Raw genomic sequence first — 26,128 nt, 5'->3', positions numbered from 1 at the left:
TTTAATCAGACGTTATATTATGTCTTGCCACTTTTTGTTTATTTGACAGGAGAACATTGCTTAAAGTGGCATATAATATTGTATAGTATATTCTTTTTAGCTAAATTCTTTGATATTTTCCTACTTATGTAGTATACTTATTAGACATTTGTGAAATTATGGCTATCTTCCATATATTTTGTATTTGTTTAGCGTATATTAAAATATATTTTCAGAAATGAGGATTAATATGGATAATTCATGCAAAAATAATAAAATAACAGAAAACGAACAGCAGCTAATTGACACAGTTGCAAAGATTACAGATAATTATAGAAATTCAGAATTACTTTGCCTTAATAAGACAATGCGTCTGCCTAGCAGAAATGAAATTATAGGAATAATCAAAGATTTAAGAAGAATCATTTTCCCGGGATATTTCGAGGACTTTAATCTTAGTTATTCATTTGCAGATTATTTTGTTGGAAATGAATTAGTAAATATAAAAGACAGACTTAATAAACAGGTCTTATTAGCGATGAGCTACGAGAATGAAAAGGGATTAAGTGATGAAGAGATTGAGAAACAGTCAGAAACCATATCACTTAATTTCATTAAGAAATTACCATACATACAGAATATGCTTCTTATGGATGTTCAGGCAGGCTTTGACGGTGACCCTGCGGCTAAGAGTAAAGAGGAAATAATCTCATCTTATCCGGGATTATTTGCAATATATGTATACAGACTTGCACATGAACTCTATGTTCAGAATGTTCCTTTCATACCTAGAATTATGACAGAGTATGCACATGGCAAGACAGGAATTGATATTAACTCAGGTGCAACAATTGGCAAATATTTCTTCATCGACCATGGTACAGGAGTGGTAATCGGAGAGACGACTATAATAGGTGATTATGTTAAATTATATCAGGGTGTTACTCTTGGTGCATTATCTACCAGAAGTGGCCAGCAGCTTAGAGACGTGAAGAGACATCCTACAATAGAAGATAATGTTACAATATATTCAGGTGCTTCGGTTCTTGGAGGAGAAACAGTAATTGGAAAAGGTACGGTAATCGGGGGAAATGCATTCATAACTGCATCAATTCCTGCTAATACTAAGGTTAGTGTAATTAATCCTGAATTAAAGATGAAAGACGGCAATAAAGATAGCAAGGAAAATACTCCTTGGGAAATATAGTAAAAAGGAGTTTTAAGGAAAATGAAATCATTAATGAAATACTTAAAGGATTATAAGAAAGAATGTGTATTAAGTCCTTTATTTAAGTTGTTAGAAGCAACATTTGAATTATTTGTGCCATTAGTAATGGCGGCAGTAATTGACAAAGGTATCGGGCATGCAGATAAGCCATATATAGTTAAGATGTGTCTTGTCTTAATTGCTTTAGGTATAATCGGACTTGTATGCTCTATTACGGCACAGTTCTTTGCAGCAAAGGCAGCAGTAGGTTTTGCAACAAAGTTACGTCATTCATTATTTGGACATATCCAGTCATTATCATTTTCAGAGATAGATACTCTCGGGACATCAACACTTATAACCAGAATGACGAGTGATGTTAATCAGGTACAAAATGGTGTTAACTTAGTTCTTCGTCTGTTACTTCGTTCACCATTCGTAGTTGTTGGTGCGATGGTAATGGCATTTACAATAGATGTGAAAGCTGCATTAATATTTGTTGTGGCAATTCCATTACTTTGTATTGTTGTATTTGCAATAATGTTTGTAAGTATTCCATTATATAAGAAAGTTCAGGCAGGACTTGACAGAGTATTACTTGGAACAAGAGAGAATCTTACAGGTGTAAGAGTAATCAGAGCATTTAATAAAGAGAAAGATGAAGTAGAAAGATTTAATGAAAGCAATGCGGCACTTACTAAGATACAGATGTATGTTGGACGCATTTCAGCATTGATGAATCCAATTACTTATATAATTATTAATGGCGGTATCGTGGCACTTATCTATGTTGGAGCGATAAGAGTAGACAGCGGTGCAATAAGTCAGGGACAGGTTGTCGCACTTGTAAACTATATGTCACAGATACTTGTAGAAGTTGTCAAGGTTGCGAACTTAATTATTTCGTGTACAAAAGCACTTGCGAGTGCTAACAGAATAGAGAGTATATTCGATGTAAAAGCATCAGTATGCGATAAGACAGAAGTTATGCTTGGTGACAATTCATCAGAATACGCAGTAGAATTTAATAATGTATATCTTAAATACAAAGATGCAGGTGAAGATGCACTTAGTAATATTGACTTCAAGGTTAAACGTGGTGAAACAGTTGGTATCATAGGTGGTACAGGCTGTGGTAAATCTTCAATCGTTAATCTGATTCCGCGTTTCTATGATGCAACAGGCGGAGAAGTTAAGGTAAATGGTGTAAATGTCAAAGACCAGCCTGTAGAGAAGTTAAGAGATATTGTCGGAATGGTTATGCAGAAAGCTGTTCTGTTCAAAGGTACAATCAGAGATAATATGAAATGGGGAAATGAAAATGCAACAGATGCAGAAATCTATGATGCATTAGACATTTCACAGTCCAGAGAATTCGTTGAACAGAAGCCTGATAAATTAGATGAAATGATTGAACAGGGCGGTAAGAACCTTTCAGGCGGTCAGAAACAGAGACTTACAATTGCAAGAGCATTAGTGAAGAAACCACAGATTCTTATATTAGATGACAGTGCATCAGCACTTGACTTTGCTACAGATGCGAAGCTCAGAAAAGCCATTGCATCTATGGAAGGTAAGATGACAGTATTTATCGTATCACAGAGAACATCTTCCATTCAGCATGCAGATAAAATAGTAGTATTAGATGACGGACAAATCGTTATGATTGGAACTCACGAAGAACTTCTTGAAAAATGTGAGGAATACAGAGAAATTCATTATTCTCAGATATCTAAAGATGAAAAGGGAGGTAAATAATTATGGCTAAGAATAATAAATCAGGCTATTCACAGTCTAAAACACTTAAAGAAGTGCTTAAATATATCAAAAAATATATGTTTTATGTAGTTTTGTCTGTGATATTTGCAGCAGCTACGGTAGCTATGACACTTTATGTACCTATCCTTACAGGTGATGCCATAGATTTGATTGTTGGAAAAGGAAATGTAGATTTTTCGGCAGTATATGCAATTGTTAAGAAGATAATAATAGTAGTCGGTTTAACAGCATTGTCACAATGGATAATGAACATTTGCAATAATAAGATAACTTATGGAGTAATCAGAGATATAAGAAAGGATGCATTCGAGAAATTAGAGATTCTTCCATTAAAATACATTGATTCACATTCACACGGAGATATAGTGAGTCGTGTAATTACAGACGTTGATACATTTGCAGATGGTTTGTTAATGGGATTTACACAGCTATTCACAGGTGTTATTACGATTCTTGGAACTCTTATATTTATGCTTACCATAAATGTCAAGATAACTTTTGTAGTTGTACTTATTACACCTATATCATTATTTGTTGCAAGTTTTATAGCGAAGAAAACTTATCGAATGTTCAGACTTCAGTCTGAAACAAGAGGTGAACAGACTGCGCTTATTGATGAAATGATTGGTAACCAGAAAGTTGTTCAGGCATTTGGACACGAAGATGAAGCTTTAGAACAGTTTGATGAGATTAATGGACGTTTACAGAAATGGTCTTTAAAGGCAATATTCTTCTCATCAATTACTAATCCATCAACAAGATTTGTAAACAGTTTAGTATATACAGGTGTCGGAATAACAGGTGCATTTACGGTAATTACTAATCCTGCATTTACGGTTGGACAGTTATCTTGCTTCTTAAGTTATGCTAACCAGTATACAAAGCCATTTAATGAAATCTCTGGTGTTGTAACAGAACTCCAGAATGCACTTGCGTGTGCGGCAAGAATATTTGAACTTATTAAAGAAGAACCACAGATTCCTGATAATGAGGATGCAAGGGTTCTTAAGGATACAGATGTAGATGGCGCGTTAGAATTAGAAAATGTATATTTCTCATACGTTCCTGAGAAGAAACTCATTGAGAATTTCAATCTCTCAGTCAAACCTGGTGAGAGAGTGGCGATAGTAGGACCTACAGGTTGTGGTAAATCTACTGTAATTAACCTGCTTATGCGTTTCTATGATGTGAATAGTGGAAGCATTAAGGTAGAGGGGACAGACATAAGAAATATCACAAGAGACAGCCTTAGAAGTTCATATGGAATGGTATTACAGGAAACCTGGTTAAAAGAGGGAACTATTCGTGAAAATCTCTGTATGGGTAAACCTGATGCTACAGAGGAAGAAATGATAGTGGCAGCTAAAGCATCACATGCCCATAGCTTTATTAAGAGATTAAAAGATGGATATGACACATATATTACAGAAGATGGTGGAAGTCTCTCACAGGGACAGAAACAGCTTTTATGTATAGCGAGAGTAATGCTCTGCTTACCACCAATGCTTATACTTGATGAAGCAACATCATCAATAGACACCAGAACTGAACAGAAGATACAGAGTGCATTTGCAAAGATGATGAAAGGAAGAACAAGCTTCATAGTTGCACATCGTCTCTCAACCATTAAGGAAGCAGATACAATCTTAGTTATGAAAGACGGTAGCGTAATCGAACAGGGTAATCATGAGAAATTGTTAGCGAAGAATGGATTTTATGCTAATCTTTATAATAGCCAGTTCGCAAAATAGAAAGAAGGAAACAAATTGAGTAATCTCATATACAGCCTGAATGCAACTATGCCAGTATTCTTAGTTATGGTTGTAGGCTATTTCTTAAGAAGAACTGGAATGTTAAATGAAGAATATATAAAGGTATCGAATAAATTTAATTTTAATGTAACACTACCATGTCTTTTGCTTCTTAATATGATGGATTGTGATATCAAAAATACATTTGATGGCAAATATGTTCTATATTGTGCGTTTTCAACCATAATATGCATAACTGTTATCTGGACACTTGCGAAGCTTTTCTGCAAGAAGAAAAATGCTTCTGATAAAAATATAGTTGGTGAATTTGTCCAGGGGGCATATCGTGGAAGTGCTGCCATACTTGGAATCGCACTTTTACAGAATATAAGTGGAAATGCTAAGATGGCACCGCTTATGATGCTTGGTTCAGTTCCTCTATATAACATATTTGCGGTAATTGTACTGACGTTTGAATCACCCGATATGAAAGAAAATGAACTTGGTAAGAATCTTAAGAAAGCGGTAAAGGGAATTTGTACGAATCCTATTATACTTAGTATACTTGGCGGAATGATTTTATCATATTTCGATATTACATTTCCAAAGATAATGTATAAGACTATTAACAGTATCGGCTCACTTACCTCGCCTATGGCATTAATTGCAATTGGTGCAGGTTTTGAGGGAAGAAAAGCAATTAAGAAATTAAAACCTACCATAATTGCCACAACGATTAAGTTAGTAATACAGCCATTGATATTCTTACCAGTAGCAGTAGCGATGGGTTTTGAACCTGAGAAGATTGTAGCTGCACTTATAATGCTTGGAGCACCAACAACAGCGACGAGTTACATAATGGCTAAAAATATGAATCATGAAGGTGTGCTTTCATCAAGTATTGTAGTATTAACAACACTTATGTCAGCATTTACCATAACGGCATGGATATTTATATTGAGAACAATGGGTTATATTTAAAATAAATATTTATTTTTAATAAGAATTAGGTTATAATTATTCCAAATGAAAAATTGGAGGTATACAATTGCTTTTTGTAAAGACAGAAGAATTAAAGCAGGGAATGCGTCTGGCTAAACCAATATATAGTAAAACAGGCGTATTGTTGTATGGTAGGGATACGAAATTAACAGAGCAGGGTATAGCCAGTATAAAGAATTTTGATTTGATTGGAATATATATATTAGAGCCGGCAGAACCATTACCACCTATGTCTGATGAAGATGTGGAATTTGAAAGATTTCAGGCAATGGCTGTGTTTGGAATTAAAGAAGACTTACAGGCATTAGTAAGTAGAAAAGAACCAAAGAATTTAGAGAAAATGGCTGATTTAATAATAGCTACATATGGAAGAGGATACAAGAAGATTAATTTCACACAGAATCTCAGGAGTCCTGAAGATTATGTATATAAACATTCGTTAAATGTAGCAATACTATGTGCATTGATTGGCAGAAATATGAATGAAAGCTCTAACGATATGCGAGAATTAGTTATGGCAGCACTTATTCATGATGTCTTGTTATTATTAGTCAATAATAAGATAGCATGCAGTAACGAATATAATGATGATGACAGGGAATCTGTAAGAATTGCGTTTGCAGAGGAGAATAATATGTTAGAGATGGCTAACATACCTCAGGGAATAAGACGTATAATTGCGACTGTACAGAGAGAAGTATACGGACTTGGCAGTAATGTCTATGAGGGCAGAGAGAAGAATCTGACTACCCAGGCTAAGATACTTATTTTAGCTGATACTTATGACCGGCTTACAGCTATGAAGTTAGATGAAGAGCCAACTTCAGAATTCAGAGTTGTTAAGAGTCTGTATGAGGGTAATTCGGTGGACCGTAAACTTATAAATGCTTTGACTGCATCTATAAATATACTTAACCCTGGTGTGTGCGTAGAACTTACTAATGGAGAAAAAGGGCTTGTACTTACTGAGAACAGGGACAACCTATTAAAGCCTGTGGTTCTTGGCTTTAACAATAATAAAGTCTATAATTTAGAACAGACCAATGAGTCGGTACAGATTAAAGACATTATGAAGACTATGGATAACAGAACCATAATAGATAAGAAAACACTTGAAGAAGCAATACGTGATTAATGAAAGGAGTAATATGTCAGGATTATTAATCAGAAATGGAAGATTAATTGATGCTAAGAATAAAATAGATGAGATAACAGACATCTATATTGAGAATGACAAAGTATCTAGAATATGTAAGAAGATAGAAGAAAATGAAGTTGCAAAAGATACAGAGGTAATAGATGTAGCAGGCTGTTATGTAATGCCAGGCTTAATAGATTTACACGTACATTTAAGAGACCCGGGATTAACATATAAAGAGACAATAGAAACAGGAGCAAAGGCAGCGGCAAGAGGTGGAGTTACGACTATATGTCCTATGCCTAATACTAAGCCACCTACGGATAACCCTGGAAAAGTAGAAGAGATAGTAAGAAGAGCTGCTAAAGAAGCAGTAATTACTGTTCTGCCTGTTGGTGCAATCACAATAGGTCAGGAGGGCAAGGAACTTACTGACATAGAGGGAATGAAGAAAGCAGGAATATGTGCCATAAGTGAAGATGGCAAGTCAGTTATGGACTCTAATATATATCGTGATGCGATGAATTTAGCAAGAAAATGCGATATACCTGTTATGGCCCACTGCGAAGATATTAACCTTGTGGCAGGCGGTGTAATGAATAAGGATTCTAAGGCAGAAGAACTTGGCCTAAAAGGAATAAGTAATGCTGTAGAGGACATTATTGTTGCAAGAGATATCTTACTTGCTAAGGAGACTAAAGCTAAATTACATCTTTGCCATTGTTCAACTGCTGACAGTGTACGAATGATTAAGGAAGCAAAGGAAGATGGTATATCAGTAACAGGTGAGGTTTGCCCACATCATTTTATATTATCAACAGATGATATTAAGGAAGATGACGGCAATTACAAGATGAATCCACCTCTTAGAAGCAAAGCTGATGTTGAGGCATTAAGAGAGGGACTTATGAATGGAATTATGGACGTTATCTCAACAGACCATGCCCCACATAGTGAAGAAGAGAAGAGCAGAGGATTTGAAAAATCACCATTTGGTATAGTCGGATTAGAGACTTCAGCATCTCTTACACATACAGAATTAGTATTAAAAGGATATCTTACACCTATGCAGATGGTAGAGAAGATGAGCTATAATCCTGCCAAAGTCTTAGGAATAGACAGAGGAAGCATAGAAGAGGGTAAGATTGCAGATATTATGATTTTCAATCCTGATAAAGAATATGTCATTGATGTGAATGATTTCGCATCAAAAGGTAAGAATACACCATTTAATGGCAAGAAAGTAACAGGTGTTGTTGAATGCACAATTCACCATGGACAAATCGTATATAGACAGTAATAATCAGCAATAACATAGAATGAGATTAACTTATAAGTAACAGGAGGAATTAGTAATGATTAACAAACTTGTAGAAAAAATTAAAAAATTAAATGCACCTATGGTAGTAGGACTTGATCCTATGCTTAATTATGTACCTGAATTCATTCAGAAGAAAGCATTTGACGAATATGGTGAGACATTAGAGGGTGCAGCAGAAGCAATATGGCAGTTTAATAAAGGAATTATTGATGCAACATATGACCTCATTCCTGCTGTTAAGCCTCAGATAGCTATGTACGAACAGTTTGGAATAGAGGGTCTTAAAGCATTTAAGAAGACTGTTGACTATGCAAAGTCAAAAGATTTAGTAGTAATCGGAGATATTAAACGTGGAGATATTGGTTCAACATCAGCAGCTTATGCAGTTGGACACGTTGGAAATGTTAAAGTCGGAAGTAAAGTTATAACACCTTTTGATGAAGATTTTGTAACAGTTAATCCATATCTTGGAAGTGACGGAGTTAATCCATTTATCGATGTGTGTAAGGAGACTAAGAAAGGTATATTTGTCCTTGTTAAGACATCTAACCCATCAAGTGGAGAATTTCAGGACAGATTAGTAGATGGCAGACCTTTATATGAATTAGTAGGCGAAAAAGTTGCTGAATGGGGCGAGAGTCATATGGGTGATTCTTATAGCTATGTTGGTGCCGTTGTAGGTGCAACTTATCCTGAGATGGGTAAGATTTTAAGAAAGATTATGCCAAAGACATATATTCTTGTACCTGGTTATGGCGCACAGGGTGGAAAAGCCAAAGATCTTGCACCATACTTTAACGAAGATGGACTTGGTGCAATTGTAAATTCTTCAAGAGGAATTATTGCAGCATACAAGCAGGAACAGTATGCATCATTTGGCGAATTGAATTATGCAGATGCATCAAGAGCAGCAGTAGAATTTATGATTAAAGATATAACAGAAAACATTTAATATCAGATTGCAAAGAAATGAGGAAATATGAAAGTAGAAGAAGCTATTGTCATAAGACAGGAAGAAATATCCACAGACATTTACAGTATGTGGATTAAGACAGAAGTAGCAAAAGAAGCTAAAGCAGGACAGTTTATATCAGTATATTCTAAGAATGGTGCAACATTATTACCTCGTCCCATAAGCATCTGCGAAATAAGTGAGGATAAGACTAAGCTGCGAATTGTATACAGAGTTGTCGGAAAAGGAACAGATGAATTTTCTAAGTTATTAAGTGATGAAAAGGTTAAGATATTAGGACCTTTGGGAAACGGATACACACTTAAGAATAAGACTGCAATACTTGCAGCAGGTGGAATAGGTGTACCACCAATCGTTGAACTTGCTAAAGAACTTAAAAGAAAATATAATTGCAAGATAAATATTGTAGTCGGATATAGAAATGAATTATTCCTCTTAGATGAATTGAAACAGTATGGAGATGTATTTATATCTACAGAAGACGGTTCAGCAGGTGTTAAGGGAAATATATTAGATGCCATCAGAGAAAATAATATTTCAGGTGATATTATTTATGCCTGTGGACCAATGCCGATGCTTAGGGCAGTTAAACAGTTTGCTATTGATAAAGACATTGAAGCGCAGATTTCACTTGAAGAGAGAATGGCGTGTGGAATAGGTGCCTGTCTTGGCTGTGTATGTAAGACTAAGGATAAAGATAAGCATACACATGTGAATAATACAAGAATCTGCACAGATGGTCCGGTTTTTGAAGCAAGGGAGGTTGAAATCTAATGAATACAACAGTAAATATTGCAGGAGTAGAATTTAAGAACCCTGTTATGACAGCTTCAGGAACATTTGGTTCAGGAATGGAATACAGTCAGTTTGTAGATTTGAATAAATTAGGTGCAGTAGTAACAAAAGGTGTGGCAAGCGTGCCATGGCCTGGTAATCCTACACCACGTATTGCAGAAACTCATGGTGGAATGTTGAATGCAATCGGGCTTCAGAATCCCGGAATTGATGTGTTTGTTAAAAGAGACATTCCATTTCTAAAGCAATATGACACAAAGATTATCGTAAATGTATGTGGAAAAACCACAGAAGAATATCTTGATGTAGTGGAAAAATTAAGCGATGAGCCAGTTGATATGTTAGAGATAAATATTTCCTGCCCTAATGTTAAAGAGGGTGGAATAGGTTTTGGACAGGATGCTAAAACAGCATATGCAATAACTAAAGAGATTAAGAAGATTGCAAAACAACCTGTAATAATGAAATTAAGTCCTAATGTTACTGACATAACAGTTATGGCAAAAGCAGTAGAAGATGCCGGAGCTGATGCGGTATCACTTATTAATACATTAACAGGTATGAAGATTGACATTAACAGACAGACCTTTGCATTAGCTAATAAGACTGGTGGCCTTTCAGGTCCTGCAATCAAACCTATTGCAGTAAGAATGGTTAACCAGGTAGCTAATGCCGTAAAGATACCTATTATAGGTATGGGCGGTATTGCTAATTACGAAGATGCGGTTGAATTCATATTAGCAGGTGCGACAGCTATATCAGTTGGAACAGCTAATTTCTTCAATCCTTATACAACAGTTGAGATAGTTGACGGCATAGAGAAATATATGCAGGCACATAACTGTGATGATATTAATGAACTGATTGGCATAGTAAACAGATAAAATAACTTTTCTTAATCGTATCTTGAAAATAGAAAAATTATATGATAGAATTTTCAAAAATATAAAAGAAGAATGGAGCTGGTCGGAATGGAACAATATAAAAAAGAGTTTATAGAATTTATGGTGGAAAGTGATGTTTTAAAATTTGGCGATTTCACATTAAAGAGTGGAAGAAAATCACCATTTTTTATGAATGCAGGAGCTTATGTTACAGGAAGTCAGTTGTCAAGACTTGGTGAATATTATGCCAAAGCCATTCATGATAATTTCGGAGATGATTTTGATGTTCTTTTTGGACCTGCATATAAAGGTATTCCTCTTGCAGTAGTAACAGCAATTGCATATAGTAAATTATATGGTAAAGAGATTCGCTATTGCTCTGACAGAAAAGAAGAGAAGGATCATGGCGCAGATAAAGGCGGACTTTTAGGCACAAAGCTTAAAGATGGCGACAGAGTTGTTATGATTGAAGATGTTACAACTTCAGGAAAATCTATGGAAGAAACAGTTCCAAAGGTTAAGGGTGCAGCAAATGTTGAAATCATCGGGCTTATGGTTTCACTTAACCGTATGGAAGTAGGTTTAGGAGGAACAAAGAGCGCATTAGATGAGATTAAGGATAAATACGGCTTCGAGGGCAAGGCAATTGTTACAATGGAAGAAGTTGTTGAACACTTATACAACAGAGAATGTGAAGGCAAAGTAATTATCGATGATGAATTAAAGAAAGCAATAGATGCATATTATGAACAGTATGGCGTTAAATAAATGGAGGTTGACATGGAAAGAATTTATAAATCTATGAAAAGTGTTGGTGCAGGAAATATAGCTCTTGGTATCATTATGATAATAACAGGGGTGACAGCCGGTATTATGACAATAATCGGTGGTGCAAAGCTTCTAAGAGATAAATCGGACATAACTTTTTAATATGAGAAAGAAGAAAGAAAAGAGCAAACGGCTGATAATAGTTAGTCGTTTGCTATTTGTATTATATATGCTATGTGTACTGTACTTCTTACTTGTATCAGAAGGATTTGGAAGAACAAATGGAGGAGTTTACAGATATAACTTAGAACCGCTTGCTGAGATAAAGCGATTTTATAATATGTTAGGTGGCACAAGAACTTACAAGGCAGTTTTGAATCTATTTGGAAATATAGCGTGCTTTATGCCGTTTGGTTTATTTGTGCCATATATATTTAAACGTAGGATTTCATTTATTAAAGTTGTTTTTACAACATTTATGTTTAGCTTGTGTATAGAAGTAATCCAGTTGTATTTTATGATTGGCATATTTGATGTAGACGATTTAATTCTTAATACAATTGGTGGAGCATTAGGCTATGTGGTATATGCGGTATTAAATAAAATTAGAAATGAGGATTAATATGAGAACTGAGAGACATGGATATAAATTTACGAATAAGAATAATACACGTGGTGGAATTATTTCAGTAATACTTGCAATTATAGCATTAGTTACAGTTGTCGCAGGTGTTATTATTTCTTATAAGAAGTCCGGAGCTGCGGGAACATTAGCAGGCGGCTTAGGAACTATGTCATTTCTATTTGCCACAGCAGGACTTATAAGTGGATTAAAGAGTTTTAAGGAAAAAGATAAATTTTATATATTTTCTTGGATTGGAACAATTTCTAATGGTATTTTATGGTTAGGAATGTGTCTTATTATTGCGAAAGGTTTTATGTTGTGGTAGACTATATAAGAATATAACTTGCATATATGAAAGGAGATATTATTACAATGGCAAAAGTTGGAATATTAATGGGCAGTGATTCAGATCTTGACGTAATGAGCAAGGCAGCAGAGATTTTAGAAGAGTTTGGTATTGATTATGAGATGACAGTTATATCAGCTCACAGAATGCCGGATGTATTTTATGATTATGCGACACATGCTGAAGAAAGAGGTATAAAGGTTATCATTGCAGGTGCAGGCGGTGCAGCGCATTTGCCGGGAATGGCAGCGGCTATATTCCAGTTACCGGTTGTAGGTGTCCCAATTCATACTAAATCATTAGGTGGTGTTGATTCACTTTATTCAATCGTTCAGATGCCACAGGGAATTCCTGTTGCAACAGTAGCTATTAATGGTGGAGCTAATGCAGGACTTATGGCAGCTAAGATTTTAGCAGTATCAGATGATGAGCTTTTAAAGAAATTGAAAGACTACAAGCAGGGACTTAAAGATAAAGTAAGTGCAAAAGCTGCTAAATTAGAAGAGATAGGCTATAAAGAATATTTAAAACAGATGTAGATTAAAACATGTTAATGTTACAGACAGTAATGTGTTGAAAATATAATGCAAATAAAACAGAAAGAGGTATATTACAATGGATTACAAGAAAGCCGGAGTTGACATTGAAGCTGGATACAAATCAGTAGAATTAATGAAAGAGCATATTAAAGGTACAATGAGACCTGAAGTTTTAACTAATATCGGAGGCTTCTCAGGAGCATTTTCCATGGAAGCATTTAAGAATATGGAGAAACCAACATTAGTATCAGGAACAGATGGTGTAGGTACAAAACTTAAGATAGCATTTCTTTTAGATAAACATGATACAGTAGGTATTGACTGTGTTGCAATGTGTGTAAACGATATCGCATGTGCAGGTGGAGAACCATTATTCTTCCTTGATTATATTGCATGTGGTAAGAATGAACCTGAGAAGATTGCTACAATAGTAAGCGGTGTAGCAGAGGGATGTAAACAGTCTAATGCAGCATTAATCGGTGGCGAGACAGCAGAGATGCCTGGTTTCTATCCAGTTGATGAATATGACCTTGCAGGTTTTGCAGTTGGTGTTGTGGATGAAAAAGACTTAATTACAGGTAAAGATATTAAAGCAGGAGATACATTAATTGGTATCGCTTCGTCAGGTGTACATAGTAATGGATTCTCACTTGTAAGAAAAGTATTCAATATGACACAGGAATCTTTAAATACATATTATGATTCATTAGGTAAGACATTAGGAGAAGCATTAATTGCACCTACTAAGATATATGTTAAGACATTAAGAAATATCAAAGAAGCTGGTGTTAAGATTAAAGGCTGCAGCCATATTACAGGTGGTGGATTCTATGAAAATATTCCAAGAATGTTACCTGATGGAATAAGAGCAGAAGTTAAGAAAGACAGCTATGAGATTCCACCGATTTTCAAGATGTTATCACAGGACGGAGATATCGCAGAAGAAATGATGTATAATACATTTAATATGGGTATCGGTATGGTGCTTGCAATTGCTCCTGAAGATGTTAATGCTACAGTTAAAGCAATTGAAGCAGCAGGCGAAACAGCATATGTAATCGGACAGACAGTTGCAGGCGAAAAAGGAGTTACATTATGCTAAGAATTGGCGTATTAGTATCAGGTGGAGGAACAAACCTCCAGGCGATAATAGATGCGTTAAAAGCAGGAATTATTACAAATGCTTCAATAGAGATAGTTATCAGTAATAATCCTAATGCATACGCTTTAGAAAGAGCAAAGAACAATGGAATAAATGCAGAGTGTATTTCGCCTAAGGACTTTGAGTCAAGAGAAGAATTTAACGATGCACTTATTAACAGACTTGATGAGTGTAATCTTGATTTAATAGTTTTAGCAGGTTGTATGGTTGTACTTCCTGCAAAACTTATTGAGAAATATAGAAATAAGATTATTAATATCCATCCGGCATTAATTCCAGCATTTTGTGGAAAAGGTTTCTATGGACTTCATGTTCATGAAGAGGTATTAAAACGTGGTGTTAAGTTAACAGGTGCTACAGTGCATTTTGTAGATGAGGGAACCGATACAGGTCCTATTATTCTTCAGAAAGCTGTAGAAGTAAAAAATGATGATACACCAGAGATACTTCAGAGAAGAGTAATGGAAGAAGCAGAATGGAAGATAATGCCTGAGGCAATTAATCTGATTGCTAACGGTAAAGTATCCATTAAGGATAATAAAGTTATTATTTCGGAGTAATTAAGGACTGGTATACCAGAATATTAATTTCTAAATAATCAAATAAAATATTTTGTATTATTAGTAGAGTTAATTGCAAAATGGTGTACCGGAAAATAATGATAGAAATAAAACTGAGTAATAAGAATCAGGTTGACAATATAAAATTCACATCATACGGAGGTTAGTCATATGAAAGTATTAATAGTAGGAAGTGGCGGAAGAGAACATGCAATAGCATGGAAAGTAGCTAAGAGCAGTAAGGTTGACAAGATTTACTGTGCACCTGGCAATGCAGGAATTGCAGAGATTGCTGAATGTGTAGATATCGGAGCCATGGAATTTGATAAATTAGTAGCATTTGCAAAAGAGAAAGCTATTGATTTAACTATTATCGGAATGGATGATCCTTTAGTAGGTGGTGTAGTAGATGAATTTGAGAAAGCAGGATTAAGAGTATTTGGCCCTAGAAAGAATGCAGCCATACTTGAGGGTTCAAAAGCATTTTCAAAAGATTTAATGAAGAAATATAATATTCCAACAGCAGCATATGAGACATTCGATTCAGCAGAGAAAGCAATGCAATATTTAGAAACATCTAAGTATCCAATTGTTTTAAAGGCTGACGGACTTGCCCTTGGTAAAGGTGTATTGATCTGTAATACTAAAGAGGAAGCGATGGACGGTGTTAAGACACTTATGCTTGATAAACAGTTTGGACAGGCAGGAAATACAATCGTTGTTGAAGAATTTATGACAGGACGAGAAGTATCAGTATTATCATTTGTTGATGGTAACACAATTAAGATAATGACTTCTGCACAGGATCATAAGAGAGCCAAAGATGGTGATAAAGGTCTTAATACAGGCGGAATGGGAACATTTTCACCAAGTCCGTTCTATACTAAAGAAGTAGATGAATTCTGTAAGAAATACATATATCAGCCTTCAGTAGATGCGATGAAAGCAGAGGGCAGAGAATTTAAAGGAATAATATTCTTTGGATTAATGCTTACTGAGGATGGACCTAAAGTCCTTGAATACAACGCAAGATTTGGTGATCCTGAGACACAGGTTGTATTACCAAGAATGAAGAACGATATAGTAGATGTATTCGAAGCATGTATAGATGGAACACTTGACAAGATTGAGTTACAGTTTGAAGACAATGCTGCTGTATGTGTAGTTCTTGCATCAGATGGATATCCGGTATCTTATGAGAAAGGTTTTGAAATCAAGGGACTTGATAATTTCAAAGACAAAGATTCATATTTTGTATTCCATGCAGGAACAAAGTTATCAGATGGAAAGATTGTTACAAACGGCGGACGAGTTCTCGGTGTAACAGCAACAGGAAGAGATTTAAAAGAGGCAAGAGCCAATGCTTATGAAGCAACAAAATGGATAGATTTCGATAATAAATATATGAGAAACGACATTGGAAAAGCTATAGACGAGGCATAAAAGGTTTAGCTTGAATATACGAAAGGGTGTTTTAGGTGGCAATATCTAAGAAAAGAAAAATGCTTATTGCTTCCCTAGCATTGATGATGTCAATGTTAGGTGTTCTGATATTTCAGTATTCTAAGACATTAGCATATAATGAGAAATCAGGAACGGTTAATGCTGACGTATTAAATGTAAGAACCGGAGCTGGAACTAATAATGGAAAACTCTCATATAATGGGCGAAATGTCCAGCTTGTAAATGCTGAGAAGGTTACCATTATTGACGAAGCTAAGGCAAGTGATGGCGCGGTATGGTATAAGATAAAATTTAATTATTCCAAAGGCAATGGAGTAGAACTTACCGGATATGTACATAGTGCATATATAGATGTTGATAATGTTATATATACTCCTGATGCTGATTTTGAATCATATCTTACTAAACAAGGCTTTCCGGAAAGTTATAAAGTTAAATTAAGACAACTTCATGCCAAGTATCCGAATTGGATATTTGTAGCAGATAATTTATCATATGACTGGAACGATGTTGTTAAGAATGAAAGTGTACTTGGAAGAAGTCTTGTTCACACAAGTTCAATCAGTTCATGGAAATCATTAGCAAGAGGAGCATATAACTGGGAAACAGGTAAGTGGGCTACATTTGACGGAAGTTCATGGGTGGCAGCATCTGAAGAATTAGTGGCATATTGTATGGACCCACGTAATTTCTTAGATGAGACTTATATATTCCAGTTTGAAATGCTGTCGTATAATTCTAGTATACATAAAAAATCCAATGTAGATACATTACTCAGTGGTACATTTATGAGTGGGACTGAGATACAGAGTGGTAAATTATATTCAACAATATTTATGGAAGCCGGCCAGAAGTCTGGAGTTAGTCCATACCATCTTGCTGCAAGAGTTAAACAGGAGGTAGGTACGGCAGGAACAACAGGTGGTGTGACAGGATATTATGCACCATCAACCGGTAATGTATATAGAAATGTTTATAATTTCTACAATATTGGAGCATATACTGCAAATGGCAGGGGCGCAGTAGAAAATGGTCTGATATGGGCATCTAAAACAGACAGTACAACGTTAAGACCATGGAATACTAAGTATAATGCAATTGTCGGTGGTGCAATTTATATCGGCAAAGGTTATATAAATATTGGCCAGGATACAGTATATTATGAGAAATTCGACTTCGCAGGGACTCCATATACACATCAGTATATGACTAATATATTAGCACCTAAATCTGAATCAGTCAGTATGTCAAAGGCTTACAGTTCTTCTATGAAAAACAGTGTATCGTTGGTGTTTAAGATACCGGTATTTAAGAATATGCCGGCTAATACATGCAGTTGTCCGACAGGTGATGGAAGTCCTAATAACATACTTGATAAATTAATTATTGATGGATATACATTAACTCCTACATTTGATAAGTTCACACAGAATTATGATCTTATAGTGGCTAATAATGTAGACAGCATTAAGATAAGTGCTTCCGCAATTGATAGTCAGGCAAGTATTAGCGGAACAGGTAAGATAGCACTTAAAGTCGGAAATAATACGATTAAAGTTGTGGTTACTGCTAAGAATGGTAATAATAGAACCTATACATTAAACGTTGTCCGTAAGGCGGCGGATAATAATAACAATCCTACAACTAAACCGACTACGAAGCCGACACAACCTACAACACAGCCGACTACAAAGCCACAGGAAACAACACAGCCGACCACGATACCACAGACAGCAAATTATACGACATCATATAAGATACTTAATAATGATTATCTTACGGGTATAGAAGTGGGAACTACGGCTGCAGGACTTTCACAGAGATTTACACTTAGCAATTGCAAACTGACTGTATATAAGTCTGACGGAAAGACGAAGAATGACGGAATTATCGGAACAGGTAACAGAGTCATTATTGCGGATAATAGTGGCAAGAAGTTAAGGGAATTCATATGTGTTATATATGGAGATGCCAATGGAGATGGTAAGATATCTATTTTAGATATGACTCGTCAGAAGAGAGATATTCTCGGAATCAGTAAACTGTCAGGTGCAGCGCTGATAGCGGGAGATGTTAATAAAAATAATGGAATAGATATAAGAGATATGACACAGATTAAGAGAGATATATTAGGAATAAAGAAAATTAGTCAATAACAGAGTAAGGTACGATAAGTGCAAACGGAATGGAGATTAAAATGAAATCAAAATTAAGCAAAATTATGGCGGGGATTATTGTATGCTTTGCAATCATGATGATGAGTAATATCAAGGCAAATGCTGCAAACGCAAATGTTAATGTATCTTCTGCAAGTGGCTCTGTTGGTGATACAGTTACAGTTGATGTAACAGTTACACCAGAAGTTGCTGCTGTAGCACAAATAGCGGTAGCATATGATACTAACTATCTTGAATGTGTAGGTGGTGGAAATGGTGGAACTGCCGGAATAGTTATGGATATACTTGATATAGCTGAAGGTTCATCAGGCAAGATGTCTATTTCATTTAGATTAAAGAAAGCAGGAACAGCAGCAGTTACGATTTCAAATGCAAGCACAAGTATTGCTGCGACAGCAGATGATTCGGAACTTAATATTAACAAAACAGATGGCTCAGTAACTATAAATGCAACAACTACAGCTTCAAGTGATAGTCGCCTGTCAGGACTTGTAGTTCAGGCTGTAAGTCAGAGTGGAGATAGCCAGACTGTAAGTTATTCACCTTCATTTTCACCTGAAGTATTTGATTATAAAGCTGATTTGCCGGCAAATACAGTTAAATTAGTCATTTCAACGACACTTTCAGATAAGAATTCGACAACAAAAGTTTCAGGAACACGAATTGACCCGGGTGACAATAAGACAACGATAACCGTTGTTGCGGAAGATGGTTCTCAGAGTAAATACACTCTGTATACAAAAAGACCAAGTGAAAATGAGACTACAGCTAATCCTGAATCACCACAGGAGAGTTCAAGTGAATTACAGACTACAGATTTTGATCGTTCGCCAAAGTTAATAAGTGATATTAATAAATATATAATTCAGGATTTTTCATTGGTATCTGTACCTGAGGGATTTGAAGAATGCATCACAACATATAATGGAGAAACAGTGGCGGCAGTAAAGGGAATTGCAAAAGAACTTACACTTTTATGCCTGGCAGATGATGCACAAGGTTCTAATGCATCGTTCTATATTTATAATGAAATTTCAGGTACTATAAATAAGATGATTAATATTACTACATCACAGAAAATCTATACAATTATACCAACAGGTGATGATTATGTTGGTCCGGAAGGATATACAAAGACAGAATTAGATATAAATGGTGAGAAGGTAAGTGCATGGGTTAAAACACCAGATTCAGGATTTTACGTTGTATATGCAATGAATTGGGATGGCGAGAAAGCACTCTACATATATGATTCAAAAGAACAGACTATGCAGAGATTTATTGAAGGCGCTAAATCAGAATCAGTAGATGATGAGCCGGATGAGGAGAATAAGGAATATCTTGCTATGAAGAGAAAATATGATGATATGTATGATGAATATGTTAATGATCATTCAAAGAAAAACAGAATTATTATTATACTTGGAATTATTGTAATCGGTGCCGCAATTGGTATTGCAGCATTAATATACAGACTTCGTACAAAGAAATCAGATTTTATCGACGAAAATGATGAAGATGAAGAAGATGAAGATGAATTAGAAGAAATCGGAAGTGAACAGGCTCAGAAAGAATTAAAGCTTGATATGGTAGCTCAGGTAAATGAAATGAAAGCTGAAAAACTCGCAGCCCAGGTAAATGAAATGATGAATGAGTCCGAGTCAGAAGATAATGAAGAGGTTCTGGAAGAAGATACTGACGCAATGGATAACAAGGCGGAAAATGAAGAAAATGCTTCAGTAGAAGAAAATGCTGATGCAACGGATAGCAAGGCAGTAAATGAAGAAAATGCTTCTTCAAAAGATGATAAAGTAACAGCTAACAAAGCAAAATTAGAAAATCCATCAAAAAAATCAGATGAAAATGAACCATATCTTATAAATATGGAAGAGGATGATCCATTTGAAATAGAATTTGTAGACTTAAATGATGGAGATGATACTAAATAGTCAGCTTGACAAATAGTCACATTTGTTATATTCTAAGTATAACAAATGTGACTGTGAAAGGTTAGTGATTATATGGTATTAGAAATTGATTTTAATAGTGATGAAGCTATTTATATGCAGTTGCGAAATCAGATAATTCTTGCCATAGCGACAGATGAGATAAAGGAAGGTGATTCCTTACCTTCGGTAAGAAGAATGGCAGATAATGTTGGAGTGAATATGCATACTGTTAATAAAGCATATTCAGTTCTAAGACAGGAAGGATTTCTTAAACTGGACAGAAGACATGGTGCTATAATTGCATTGGATATTGACAAATTAAGAGCCTTGGATGAGATGAAATTCGAGATGAAGGTCATTTTAGCCAAGGCTATTTGCAAAAATATTACTGAAGAAGAAGCTCATGAAATTGTTAATGAGATATATAATGAGTTTCGTTGATTGTACTTAGGGAAAATGATTAGTAAGAAAGTGGAGGTAGTACATGAAGGAAAAATACACTAAAGTAGCTAAGAAGGCTTTAAATTATGCAAAAAATAAATCTGAAAATTGCGGCCATGGATATATAGGAACAGAACATTTATTGTTGGGATTATTAGAAGACGTATCATCTGTAACAGGAATAATTTTAAGAGATAATAATGTTAAACGTGATAAAATTGAAAGATACATTGAGTCCATTACAACTCCGACAAGCACAACATTGGTAATAGATGAACCGTCATACACGCCAAAAGCTCAAAGAGTATTAGAAAATGCAGAAAAATATGCTGCAAGGACTAACGATGAATTGATTGGTTCAGAACATATATTGCTTGCATTAATAAGAGAGCGTGACTGTATTGCAGTAAGGCTTCTTAACACAATGAATATAAATCTTAAAAATGTATACGCACAGATATTAGAGACCATGGGAATACCAGCGAGTATGTTTAAAGATGAAATAGCTATAGCATTCGGCGGGCAACAGGTGTCAAATGACAGAAAACAACGAGGTGGTCAGGGGACATCTGCATTAGAACAATTTGGAGTAGATTTAACTGCGAATGCATTAGATGGCAAATTAGATCCTGTAGTGGGACGAGATGATGAGATATCTAGAGTAATTCAGATTCTAAGCAGAAGAACAAAGAATAATCCATGTCTTATCGGGGAGCCTGGTGTTGGTAAGACTGCAATTGTTGAGGGCATAGCCAGAAGAATTGTAGATGGAAATGTTCCAGATACAGTTAAAGATAAGCGACTTATTACACTTGATTTAGCAGCAATGGTAGCCGGTTCAAAATATCGTGGCGAATTCGAAGAGAGAATTAAAAGGATTATTAACGAAGTTAAAGAAGACGGAAATGTCTTATTATTTTTAGATGAGATCCATACGATTATCGGTGCCGGTGGTGCAGAGGGTTCGATTGATGCAGCTAATATTTTAAAGCCTGCACTTGCCAGAGGTGAGATACAGATCATCGGTGCGACAACTGTTAATGAATACAGAAAATATTTTGAAAAAGATGCAGCACTTGAAAGAAGATTTCAGCCTGTAAATGTTGATGAACCTACGACAGAAGAGGCAATTGCCATTTTAAATGGATTGAAAGAGAAATATGAAGAACATCATAATGTTATTATAAGTGATGAGGCCATATTAGCAGCAGTAAATATGTCGGAGAGATACATTAATGACAGATATCTGCCTGATAAAGCTATAGATTTAATGGATGAAGCAGCGGCTAAAGTTAAGCTGGCTAAATTAACAGTTAAAGAATCAACAATTGATATAAAAAAGGAACTTGATAATTTAGAACAGGACAAAATTGCAGCTATAAGAAGTAGAAAATTCAAAGATGTCAAACAGATTATGGCAAAAGAAGAGCAACTTAAAACTAAATATGAAGAGATAAATAACAGACGTAACAGAGACAATAAAAATGTACCTGTTGTCCATGAGAATGATATAGCAGAAGTTGTATCTATATGGACAAAGATTCCAGTTTCTAAACTTACAGAGAAAGAATCAGCTAAATTAAAGAAATTAGAGGCAACACTTACAAATAGAGTAGTCGGACAAGAGGAAGCTGTCAAGGTAGTTGCAAATGCAATAAGACGAGGCAGAGTTGGACTTAAAGATACACGCAGACCAATTGGATCATTCCTCTTCTTAGGACCTACAGGTGTTGGTAAGACAGAATTATCAAAAGCATTGGCAGAAGCTGTATTTGGTAACGAGAACTCTATGATAAGAGTAGATATGTCGGAATATATGGAGAAACACAGCGTTTCTAAGTTGATTGGTTCACCACCTGGCTATGTTGGATATGATGATGGTGGACAATTAAGTGAACGAGTAAGAAGAAATCCTTATTCAGTAATATTATTTGATGAAATAGAGAAAGCACATCCCGATGTATTCAATGTATTATTACAGATTCTCGACGAAGGACATATTACAGACAGTACAGGACGGAAAGTTGATTTTAAGAATACAGTCATCATAATGACTTCAAATGTTGGTGCTCAGAAGATAATAGAGCCAAAGCATTTAGGATTTGTAACAGATGTAAGTGAAGAGAAGAATTATGAATTAATGAAGAAAGGTGTTATGGAAGAAATAAAAGAATTATTTAAGCCTGAACTCCTTAACAGAATTGATGAAATAATTGTATTCCATTCATTGCAGAAAGAGAATATGAAGCAGATATTAAATATTATGCTTAATGAGATTTATGACCGTGCAGAAAAACAGCTTAATATAAAAATTAAGGTGTCCGGAGCGGCAAAAAATGTTATAATAGATGAAAGCTTTGACAAGAAGTATGGTGCCAGACCACTTAGACGTAAACTCCAGACTATGATAGAAGATAAACTAGCAGAAGAAATATTAGATGGCAATGTTAAAAGTGGTGACGAAGTAAGTATAGGTGTAAGTGGCAAAAAACTGAAATTTGAAGTATCTGGTAACAAGATAAAATAAAAATACACAAAATGCAGGAGGATATAGTATGTCAGTAGTAAAAGAATTATTGCGTGCAGAGGCAGATGGAACACTTAGTTTTGGTAACTATGAGTTAGGAGAGAAGTCTAAATTATCAGACTTTGAACACAAAGGTGATATGTATAAAGTCAAAACCTTTAAAGAGATAACTAAGTTAGAGAGAAATGGAATGTTCGTATATGAATCAGTTCCAGGAACAGCAGTTAATAATTTCTATGAATCAGATACAGAAGTATGCTTCACGATTGAAGGTGAAGATGATGCACAGATTACAGTAGAAGCTGAAGATGGTGCAACATATAAAGTATATGTAAATGATATAAATGTAGGTAAGGTAACAGCAAATCTTGGCGGGAAATTAGTAATAAGTGTAGAAATTAATAAAGGTGAAACATCAAAAGTAAGATTAGTAAAAGAATAATTTGTATACAAGAGGCCTGCCGCATATGATATGTGGCAGGTTTTAATTTTACATAGGTTTAGTATTTAAAACGAAAGGATTATATATGGCAGGAAAGACAAAAGGAAGTATATTTTTCTGTAAGGAGTGTGGATACGAGTCCTCAAAGTGGTTAGGACAATGCCCAGGTTGCAGAGAATGGAATACATTTGTTGAAGAACCGGTTATTAAGAAATGTAACAGTGTTGTAAGGACAATTGCTGATATTCCGACTCCGACACAGTTATCAGATATTTCATTAGATAATGAGGACAGAACGAAAACAGGTATGGAGGAACTAGACAGAGTGCTTGGTGGAGGTATCGTGAAAGGTTCTCTGATACTTGTAGGCGGCGACCCTGGAATTGGTAAATCTACACTATTATTACAGGTATGTAGGAATCTTAGTGAATACGGTAAAAACATATTATATGTTTCAGGAGAAGAATCATTAAAACAGATTAAGATACGAGCAACCAGAATTGGAGAATTTAAAGATGGCTTGACACTTCTATGTGAAACAGATTTAGATATAATAGAAGAGATAATTAAAAAGTTTAGTCCTGATGTAGTAGTGATTGATTCAATACAGACTATGTTTAAAAATGACATTTCATCAGCACCGGGCAGCGTAAGTCAGGTAAGAGAGTCTACCAATGTATTTATGCAGCTGGCTAAAAAGCTGTCTATAACAATATTCATTGTAGGACACGTTACAAAAGAGGGTGTAGTGGCAGGACCAAGAGTTCTTGAGCATATGGTTGATACTGTTCTCTATTTCGAGGGTGACAGACACGCAGCATATAGAATATTAAGAGGTGTAAAGAACAGGTTTGGTTCTACAAATGAAATAGGTGTATTTGAAATGCATGAAAATGGATTAAACGAAGTAAAAAACCCATCAGAATTTATGCTGAATGGAAAACCAGAGGGCGCATCAGGTTCTGTAATTGCGTGCTCAATAGAAGGAACCAGACCAATACTTATTGAGATACAGGCATTAGTATGTAGAACAAATTTCGGAATACCAAGAAGAACAGCGGCAGGTACTGATTTCAACAGGGTAAATCTGCTTATGGCAGTATTAGAGAAGCGCATCGGAATTCAGATAAATGATTGCGATGCCTATGTAAATATTGCAGGAGGAATAAAATTAAACGAACCTGCATTAGATTTGGGAATTATTATGGCAATCGTGTCAAGTTATAAAAATAGTGTAATTGATAGCAAGACAATTGTATTTGGTGAAGTAGGATTATCGGGTGAGGTAAGAGCTGTAAGTATGGCAGAACAAAGAATTGCAGAGGCAGCCAAGTTAGGCTTCGGGATATGTATATTGCCACAGGCATCGCTAGATGGCATACAGAATAAACATAATATAAAACTTATCGGAGTTAAAAACATCGCAGAGGCTATTAGTTTGATATAAACAAAACAATATAACGTTATGGATAAGAAAATATTATATAGAAAGATTAAAAAAATAAGTGTCCGGATAATGAGACACTTATTTTTTTAACATTACAACGATGAGGAAAATGTAATGTATACCGCAACGAAAATGTATTGGTATAAACAATGTATAAGGAGAAAATGAAAAAATTATATAAAAAAGGAAATATAAAAAAGAAATATAATTTTTTCAAAACCTATTATTTCATTCTGTAGCACGTATCTAAAAAATATTAATGAAATATAGGAAAAATATGAAAAAGAAAAATGCTCAAAAGTAAATTACTTTTGATACTATATATACTAAAAGATAAATATGATGAAAAAATGTACATTGTATGAAAAAAATGTGAAAAAATATTTATATAATCAAAAAGTTGATAAGATAATAAGACTTAATTGAAAGACTTAGCATGTTAAGAGGGTAAATTACTCTAATAATACAAAGTATTAATAATAAAAAATATGTTGGAATAAAAAGAATTCTATAAAATGAAAAAAAGTCAAAAAAAGTTAAAAAAAGTTGTTGACAAAACCAAACCATAGTGATAATATATTCAAGTCGCTTGTGAGACAGTAAGACATTCACAACAACGACAAAAAAATAAATCAAAAAAGTTGTTGACAAACACAACGAAGTATGATATTATTGAGAAGTTCTACTGCTAAAGAGCAGAGAGGACAAAACGAACATTTGAAGTCGGGAATCATAAAGATAACAGATTTTAAAAGTTCGAAGAAATGAACATTGATAACTGAACAGTAACATAAATCCAACCCTGAAAATTCTAAAAATTTTCAGCGAACATCGTGTAAACGATTTCCAAAA

23 protein-coding genes are annotated in these 26,128 nt (G+C 35.0%); all 23 read left to right on the top strand.

The genetic code is table 11. From position 1 onward, the window contains the following. The first annotated feature begins 229 nt into the window (after positions 1–229). The 23 genes from OCV48_RS12905 (at position 230) to radA (ending at position 25,276) form a co-directional block, all read left to right on the top strand. Complete coding sequence (locus tag OCV48_RS12905; protein ID WP_021983800.1) at positions 230–1,186, top strand: serine O-acetyltransferase; 957 nt, start codon at positions 230–232, stop codon at positions 1,184–1,186. Between the two features lie 21 nt (positions 1,187–1,207). Next, positions 1,208–2,944 (top strand): ABC transporter ATP-binding protein, encoded by a 1,737-nt coding sequence (locus OCV48_RS12900; protein ID WP_021983801.1) that lies wholly within the window; start codon positions 1,208–1,210, stop codon positions 2,942–2,944. A gap of 2 nt (positions 2,945–2,946) precedes the next feature. Next, positions 2,947–4,716, top strand: a complete 1,770-nt coding sequence (locus OCV48_RS12895) for an ABC transporter ATP-binding protein (protein ID WP_147592155.1) — start codon at positions 2,947–2,949, stop codon at positions 4,714–4,716. 15 nt (positions 4,717–4,731) lie between these two features. Beyond that, on the top strand, positions 4,732–5,697 hold the full coding sequence (locus OCV48_RS12890) for an AEC family transporter (RefSeq protein ID WP_021983803.1): 966 nt from the start codon (positions 4,732–4,734) through the stop codon (positions 5,695–5,697). A gap of 67 nt (positions 5,698–5,764) precedes the next feature. Then, positions 5,765–6,853: an HD-GYP domain-containing protein gene (locus OCV48_RS12885; protein ID WP_147592154.1), complete on the top strand. Its 1,089-nt coding sequence runs from the start codon at positions 5,765–5,767 to the stop codon at positions 6,851–6,853. A 13-nt stretch (positions 6,854–6,866) separates the two neighbouring features. Beyond that, complete coding sequence (locus tag OCV48_RS12880) at positions 6,867–8,156, top strand: dihydroorotase (RefSeq protein WP_147592153.1); 1,290 nt, start codon at positions 6,867–6,869, stop codon at positions 8,154–8,156. A 55-nt stretch (positions 8,157–8,211) separates the two neighbouring features. Then, positions 8,212–9,129, top strand: coding sequence for an orotidine-5'-phosphate decarboxylase (pyrF, locus tag OCV48_RS12875; RefSeq protein WP_147592152.1), 918 nt, complete (start codon positions 8,212–8,214; stop codon positions 9,127–9,129). A gap of 27 nt (positions 9,130–9,156) precedes the next feature. Then, complete coding sequence (locus OCV48_RS12870; protein ID WP_147592151.1) at positions 9,157–9,924, top strand: dihydroorotate dehydrogenase electron transfer subunit; 768 nt, start codon at positions 9,157–9,159, stop codon at positions 9,922–9,924. Further along, complete coding sequence (locus OCV48_RS12865) at positions 9,924–10,829, top strand: dihydroorotate dehydrogenase (RefSeq protein WP_021983808.1); 906 nt, start codon at positions 9,924–9,926, stop codon at positions 10,827–10,829. Before OCV48_RS12870 ends, OCV48_RS12865 begins: the two co-directional genes overlap by 1 nt. Positions 10,830–10,916: 87 nt before the next feature. After that, the gene (gene pyrE / locus OCV48_RS12860; protein WP_021983809.1) at positions 10,917–11,597 is read left to right on the top strand and encodes an orotate phosphoribosyltransferase; all 681 of its coding nucleotides are present in this window, start codon (positions 10,917–10,919) and stop codon (positions 11,595–11,597) included. Between the two features lie 12 nt (positions 11,598–11,609). After that, positions 11,610–11,759: a hypothetical protein gene (locus OCV48_RS12855; RefSeq protein ID WP_021983810.1), complete on the top strand. Its 150-nt coding sequence runs from the start codon at positions 11,610–11,612 to the stop codon at positions 11,757–11,759. A gap of 1 nt (position 11,760) precedes the next feature. Further along, on the top strand, positions 11,761–12,219 hold the full coding sequence (locus OCV48_RS12850) for a VanZ family protein (RefSeq protein ID WP_021983811.1): 459 nt from the start codon (positions 11,761–11,763) through the stop codon (positions 12,217–12,219). 1 nt (position 12,220) lies between these two features. Next, positions 12,221–12,547, top strand: coding sequence for a DUF6142 family protein (locus OCV48_RS12845; protein ID WP_021983812.1), 327 nt, complete (start codon positions 12,221–12,223; stop codon positions 12,545–12,547). Between the two features lie 47 nt (positions 12,548–12,594). Next, entirely contained in the window at positions 12,595–13,107 is a 513-nt protein-coding gene (purE, locus tag OCV48_RS12840) for a 5-(carboxyamino)imidazole ribonucleotide mutase (RefSeq protein WP_021983813.1), read from the top strand. A 76-nt stretch (positions 13,108–13,183) separates the two neighbouring features. Then, entirely contained in the window at positions 13,184–14,209 is a 1,026-nt protein-coding gene (gene purM / locus OCV48_RS12835; protein WP_021983814.1) for a phosphoribosylformylglycinamidine cyclo-ligase, read from the top strand. Further along, positions 14,203–14,829 (top strand): phosphoribosylglycinamide formyltransferase, encoded by a 627-nt coding sequence (gene purN / locus OCV48_RS12830; RefSeq protein ID WP_021983815.1) that lies wholly within the window; start codon positions 14,203–14,205, stop codon positions 14,827–14,829. The genes purM and purN overlap by 7 nt, the downstream gene beginning before the upstream one ends. Positions 14,830–15,000: 171 nt before the next feature. Continuing rightward, positions 15,001–16,272, top strand: a complete 1,272-nt coding sequence (purD, locus tag OCV48_RS12825) for a phosphoribosylamine--glycine ligase (protein WP_021983816.1) — start codon at positions 15,001–15,003, stop codon at positions 16,270–16,272. 35 nt (positions 16,273–16,307) lie between these two features. Continuing rightward, positions 16,308–18,449, top strand: coding sequence for a dockerin type I domain-containing protein (locus tag OCV48_RS12820; protein ID WP_021983817.1), 2,142 nt, complete (start codon positions 16,308–16,310; stop codon positions 18,447–18,449). Positions 18,450–18,490: 41 nt separating this feature from the next. Then, positions 18,491–20,419 carry a cadherin-like beta sandwich domain-containing protein gene (locus OCV48_RS12815; RefSeq protein WP_262559860.1) on the top strand — a complete coding sequence of 643 codons (1,929 nt, stop codon included), beginning with the start codon at positions 18,491–18,493 and terminating at the stop codon, positions 20,417–20,419. Positions 20,420–20,491: 72 nt separating this feature from the next. After that, positions 20,492–20,860 (top strand): GntR family transcriptional regulator, encoded by a 369-nt coding sequence (locus OCV48_RS12810; RefSeq protein ID WP_021983819.1) that lies wholly within the window; start codon positions 20,492–20,494, stop codon positions 20,858–20,860. Between the two features lie 43 nt (positions 20,861–20,903). Continuing rightward, positions 20,904–23,387: an ATP-dependent Clp protease ATP-binding subunit gene (locus tag OCV48_RS12805; RefSeq protein ID WP_147592149.1), complete on the top strand. Its 2,484-nt coding sequence runs from the start codon at positions 20,904–20,906 to the stop codon at positions 23,385–23,387. A 28-nt stretch (positions 23,388–23,415) separates the two neighbouring features. After that, positions 23,416–23,829 (top strand): hypothetical protein, encoded by a 414-nt coding sequence (locus OCV48_RS12800; RefSeq protein WP_021983821.1) that lies wholly within the window; start codon positions 23,416–23,418, stop codon positions 23,827–23,829. An 85-nt stretch (positions 23,830–23,914) separates the two neighbouring features. Beyond that, positions 23,915–25,276, top strand: a complete 1,362-nt coding sequence (radA, locus tag OCV48_RS12795; RefSeq protein ID WP_021983822.1) for a DNA repair protein RadA — start codon at positions 23,915–23,917, stop codon at positions 25,274–25,276. The last annotated feature ends 852 nt before the right edge of the window (positions 25,277–26,128 follow it).

The organism is Bovifimicola ammoniilytica (genome assembly GCF_025567085.1).
Classification (GTDB): Bacteria; Bacillota; Clostridia; order Lachnospirales; family Lachnospiraceae; genus Bovifimicola; species Bovifimicola ammoniilytica.
Note: the sequence above shows the minus strand (reverse complement) of the source record. Positions and strands in the feature narration are given on the sequence as shown.

What these genes read in the sequence shown, in the direction of transcription:
- OCV48_RS12905 (WP_021983800.1), top strand. Translation starts at nt 230, where the DNA reads ATGGATAATTCATGCAAAAATAATAAAATAACAGAAAACGAACAGCAG.
- OCV48_RS12900 (WP_021983801.1), top strand. Translation starts at nt 1,208, where the DNA reads ATGAAATCATTAATGAAATACTTAAAGGATTATAAGAAAGAATGTGTA.
- OCV48_RS12895 (WP_147592155.1), top strand. Translation starts at nt 2,947, where the DNA reads ATGGCTAAGAATAATAAATCAGGCTATTCACAGTCTAAAACACTTAAA.
- OCV48_RS12880 (WP_147592153.1), top strand. Translation starts at nt 6,867, where the DNA reads ATGTCAGGATTATTAATCAGAAATGGAAGATTAATTGATGCTAAGAAT.
- pyrF (WP_147592152.1), top strand. Translation starts at nt 8,212, where the DNA reads ATGATTAACAAACTTGTAGAAAAAATTAAAAAATTAAATGCACCTATG.
- OCV48_RS12870 (WP_147592151.1), top strand. Translation starts at nt 9,157, where the DNA reads ATGAAAGTAGAAGAAGCTATTGTCATAAGACAGGAAGAAATATCCACA.
- OCV48_RS12865 (WP_021983808.1), top strand. Translation starts at nt 9,924, where the DNA reads ATGAATACAACAGTAAATATTGCAGGAGTAGAATTTAAGAACCCTGTT.
- pyrE (WP_021983809.1), top strand. Translation starts at nt 10,917, where the DNA reads ATGGAACAATATAAAAAAGAGTTTATAGAATTTATGGTGGAAAGTGAT.
- OCV48_RS12855 (WP_021983810.1), top strand. Translation starts at nt 11,610, where the DNA reads ATGGAAAGAATTTATAAATCTATGAAAAGTGTTGGTGCAGGAAATATA.
- OCV48_RS12850 (WP_021983811.1), top strand. Translation starts at nt 11,761, where the DNA reads ATGAGAAAGAAGAAAGAAAAGAGCAAACGGCTGATAATAGTTAGTCGT.
- OCV48_RS12845 (WP_021983812.1), top strand. Translation starts at nt 12,221, where the DNA reads ATGAGAACTGAGAGACATGGATATAAATTTACGAATAAGAATAATACA.
- purE (WP_021983813.1), top strand. Translation starts at nt 12,595, where the DNA reads ATGGCAAAAGTTGGAATATTAATGGGCAGTGATTCAGATCTTGACGTA.
- purM (WP_021983814.1), top strand. Translation starts at nt 13,184, where the DNA reads ATGGATTACAAGAAAGCCGGAGTTGACATTGAAGCTGGATACAAATCA.
- purN (WP_021983815.1), top strand. Translation starts at nt 14,203, where the DNA reads ATGCTAAGAATTGGCGTATTAGTATCAGGTGGAGGAACAAACCTCCAG.
- purD (WP_021983816.1), top strand. Translation starts at nt 15,001, where the DNA reads ATGAAAGTATTAATAGTAGGAAGTGGCGGAAGAGAACATGCAATAGCA.
- OCV48_RS12815 (WP_262559860.1), top strand. Translation starts at nt 18,491, where the DNA reads ATGAAATCAAAATTAAGCAAAATTATGGCGGGGATTATTGTATGCTTT.
- OCV48_RS12810 (WP_021983819.1), top strand. Translation starts at nt 20,492, where the DNA reads ATGGTATTAGAAATTGATTTTAATAGTGATGAAGCTATTTATATGCAG.
- OCV48_RS12805 (WP_147592149.1), top strand. Translation starts at nt 20,904, where the DNA reads ATGAAGGAAAAATACACTAAAGTAGCTAAGAAGGCTTTAAATTATGCA.
- OCV48_RS12800 (WP_021983821.1), top strand. Translation starts at nt 23,416, where the DNA reads ATGTCAGTAGTAAAAGAATTATTGCGTGCAGAGGCAGATGGAACACTT.
- radA (WP_021983822.1), top strand. Translation starts at nt 23,915, where the DNA reads ATGGCAGGAAAGACAAAAGGAAGTATATTTTTCTGTAAGGAGTGTGGA.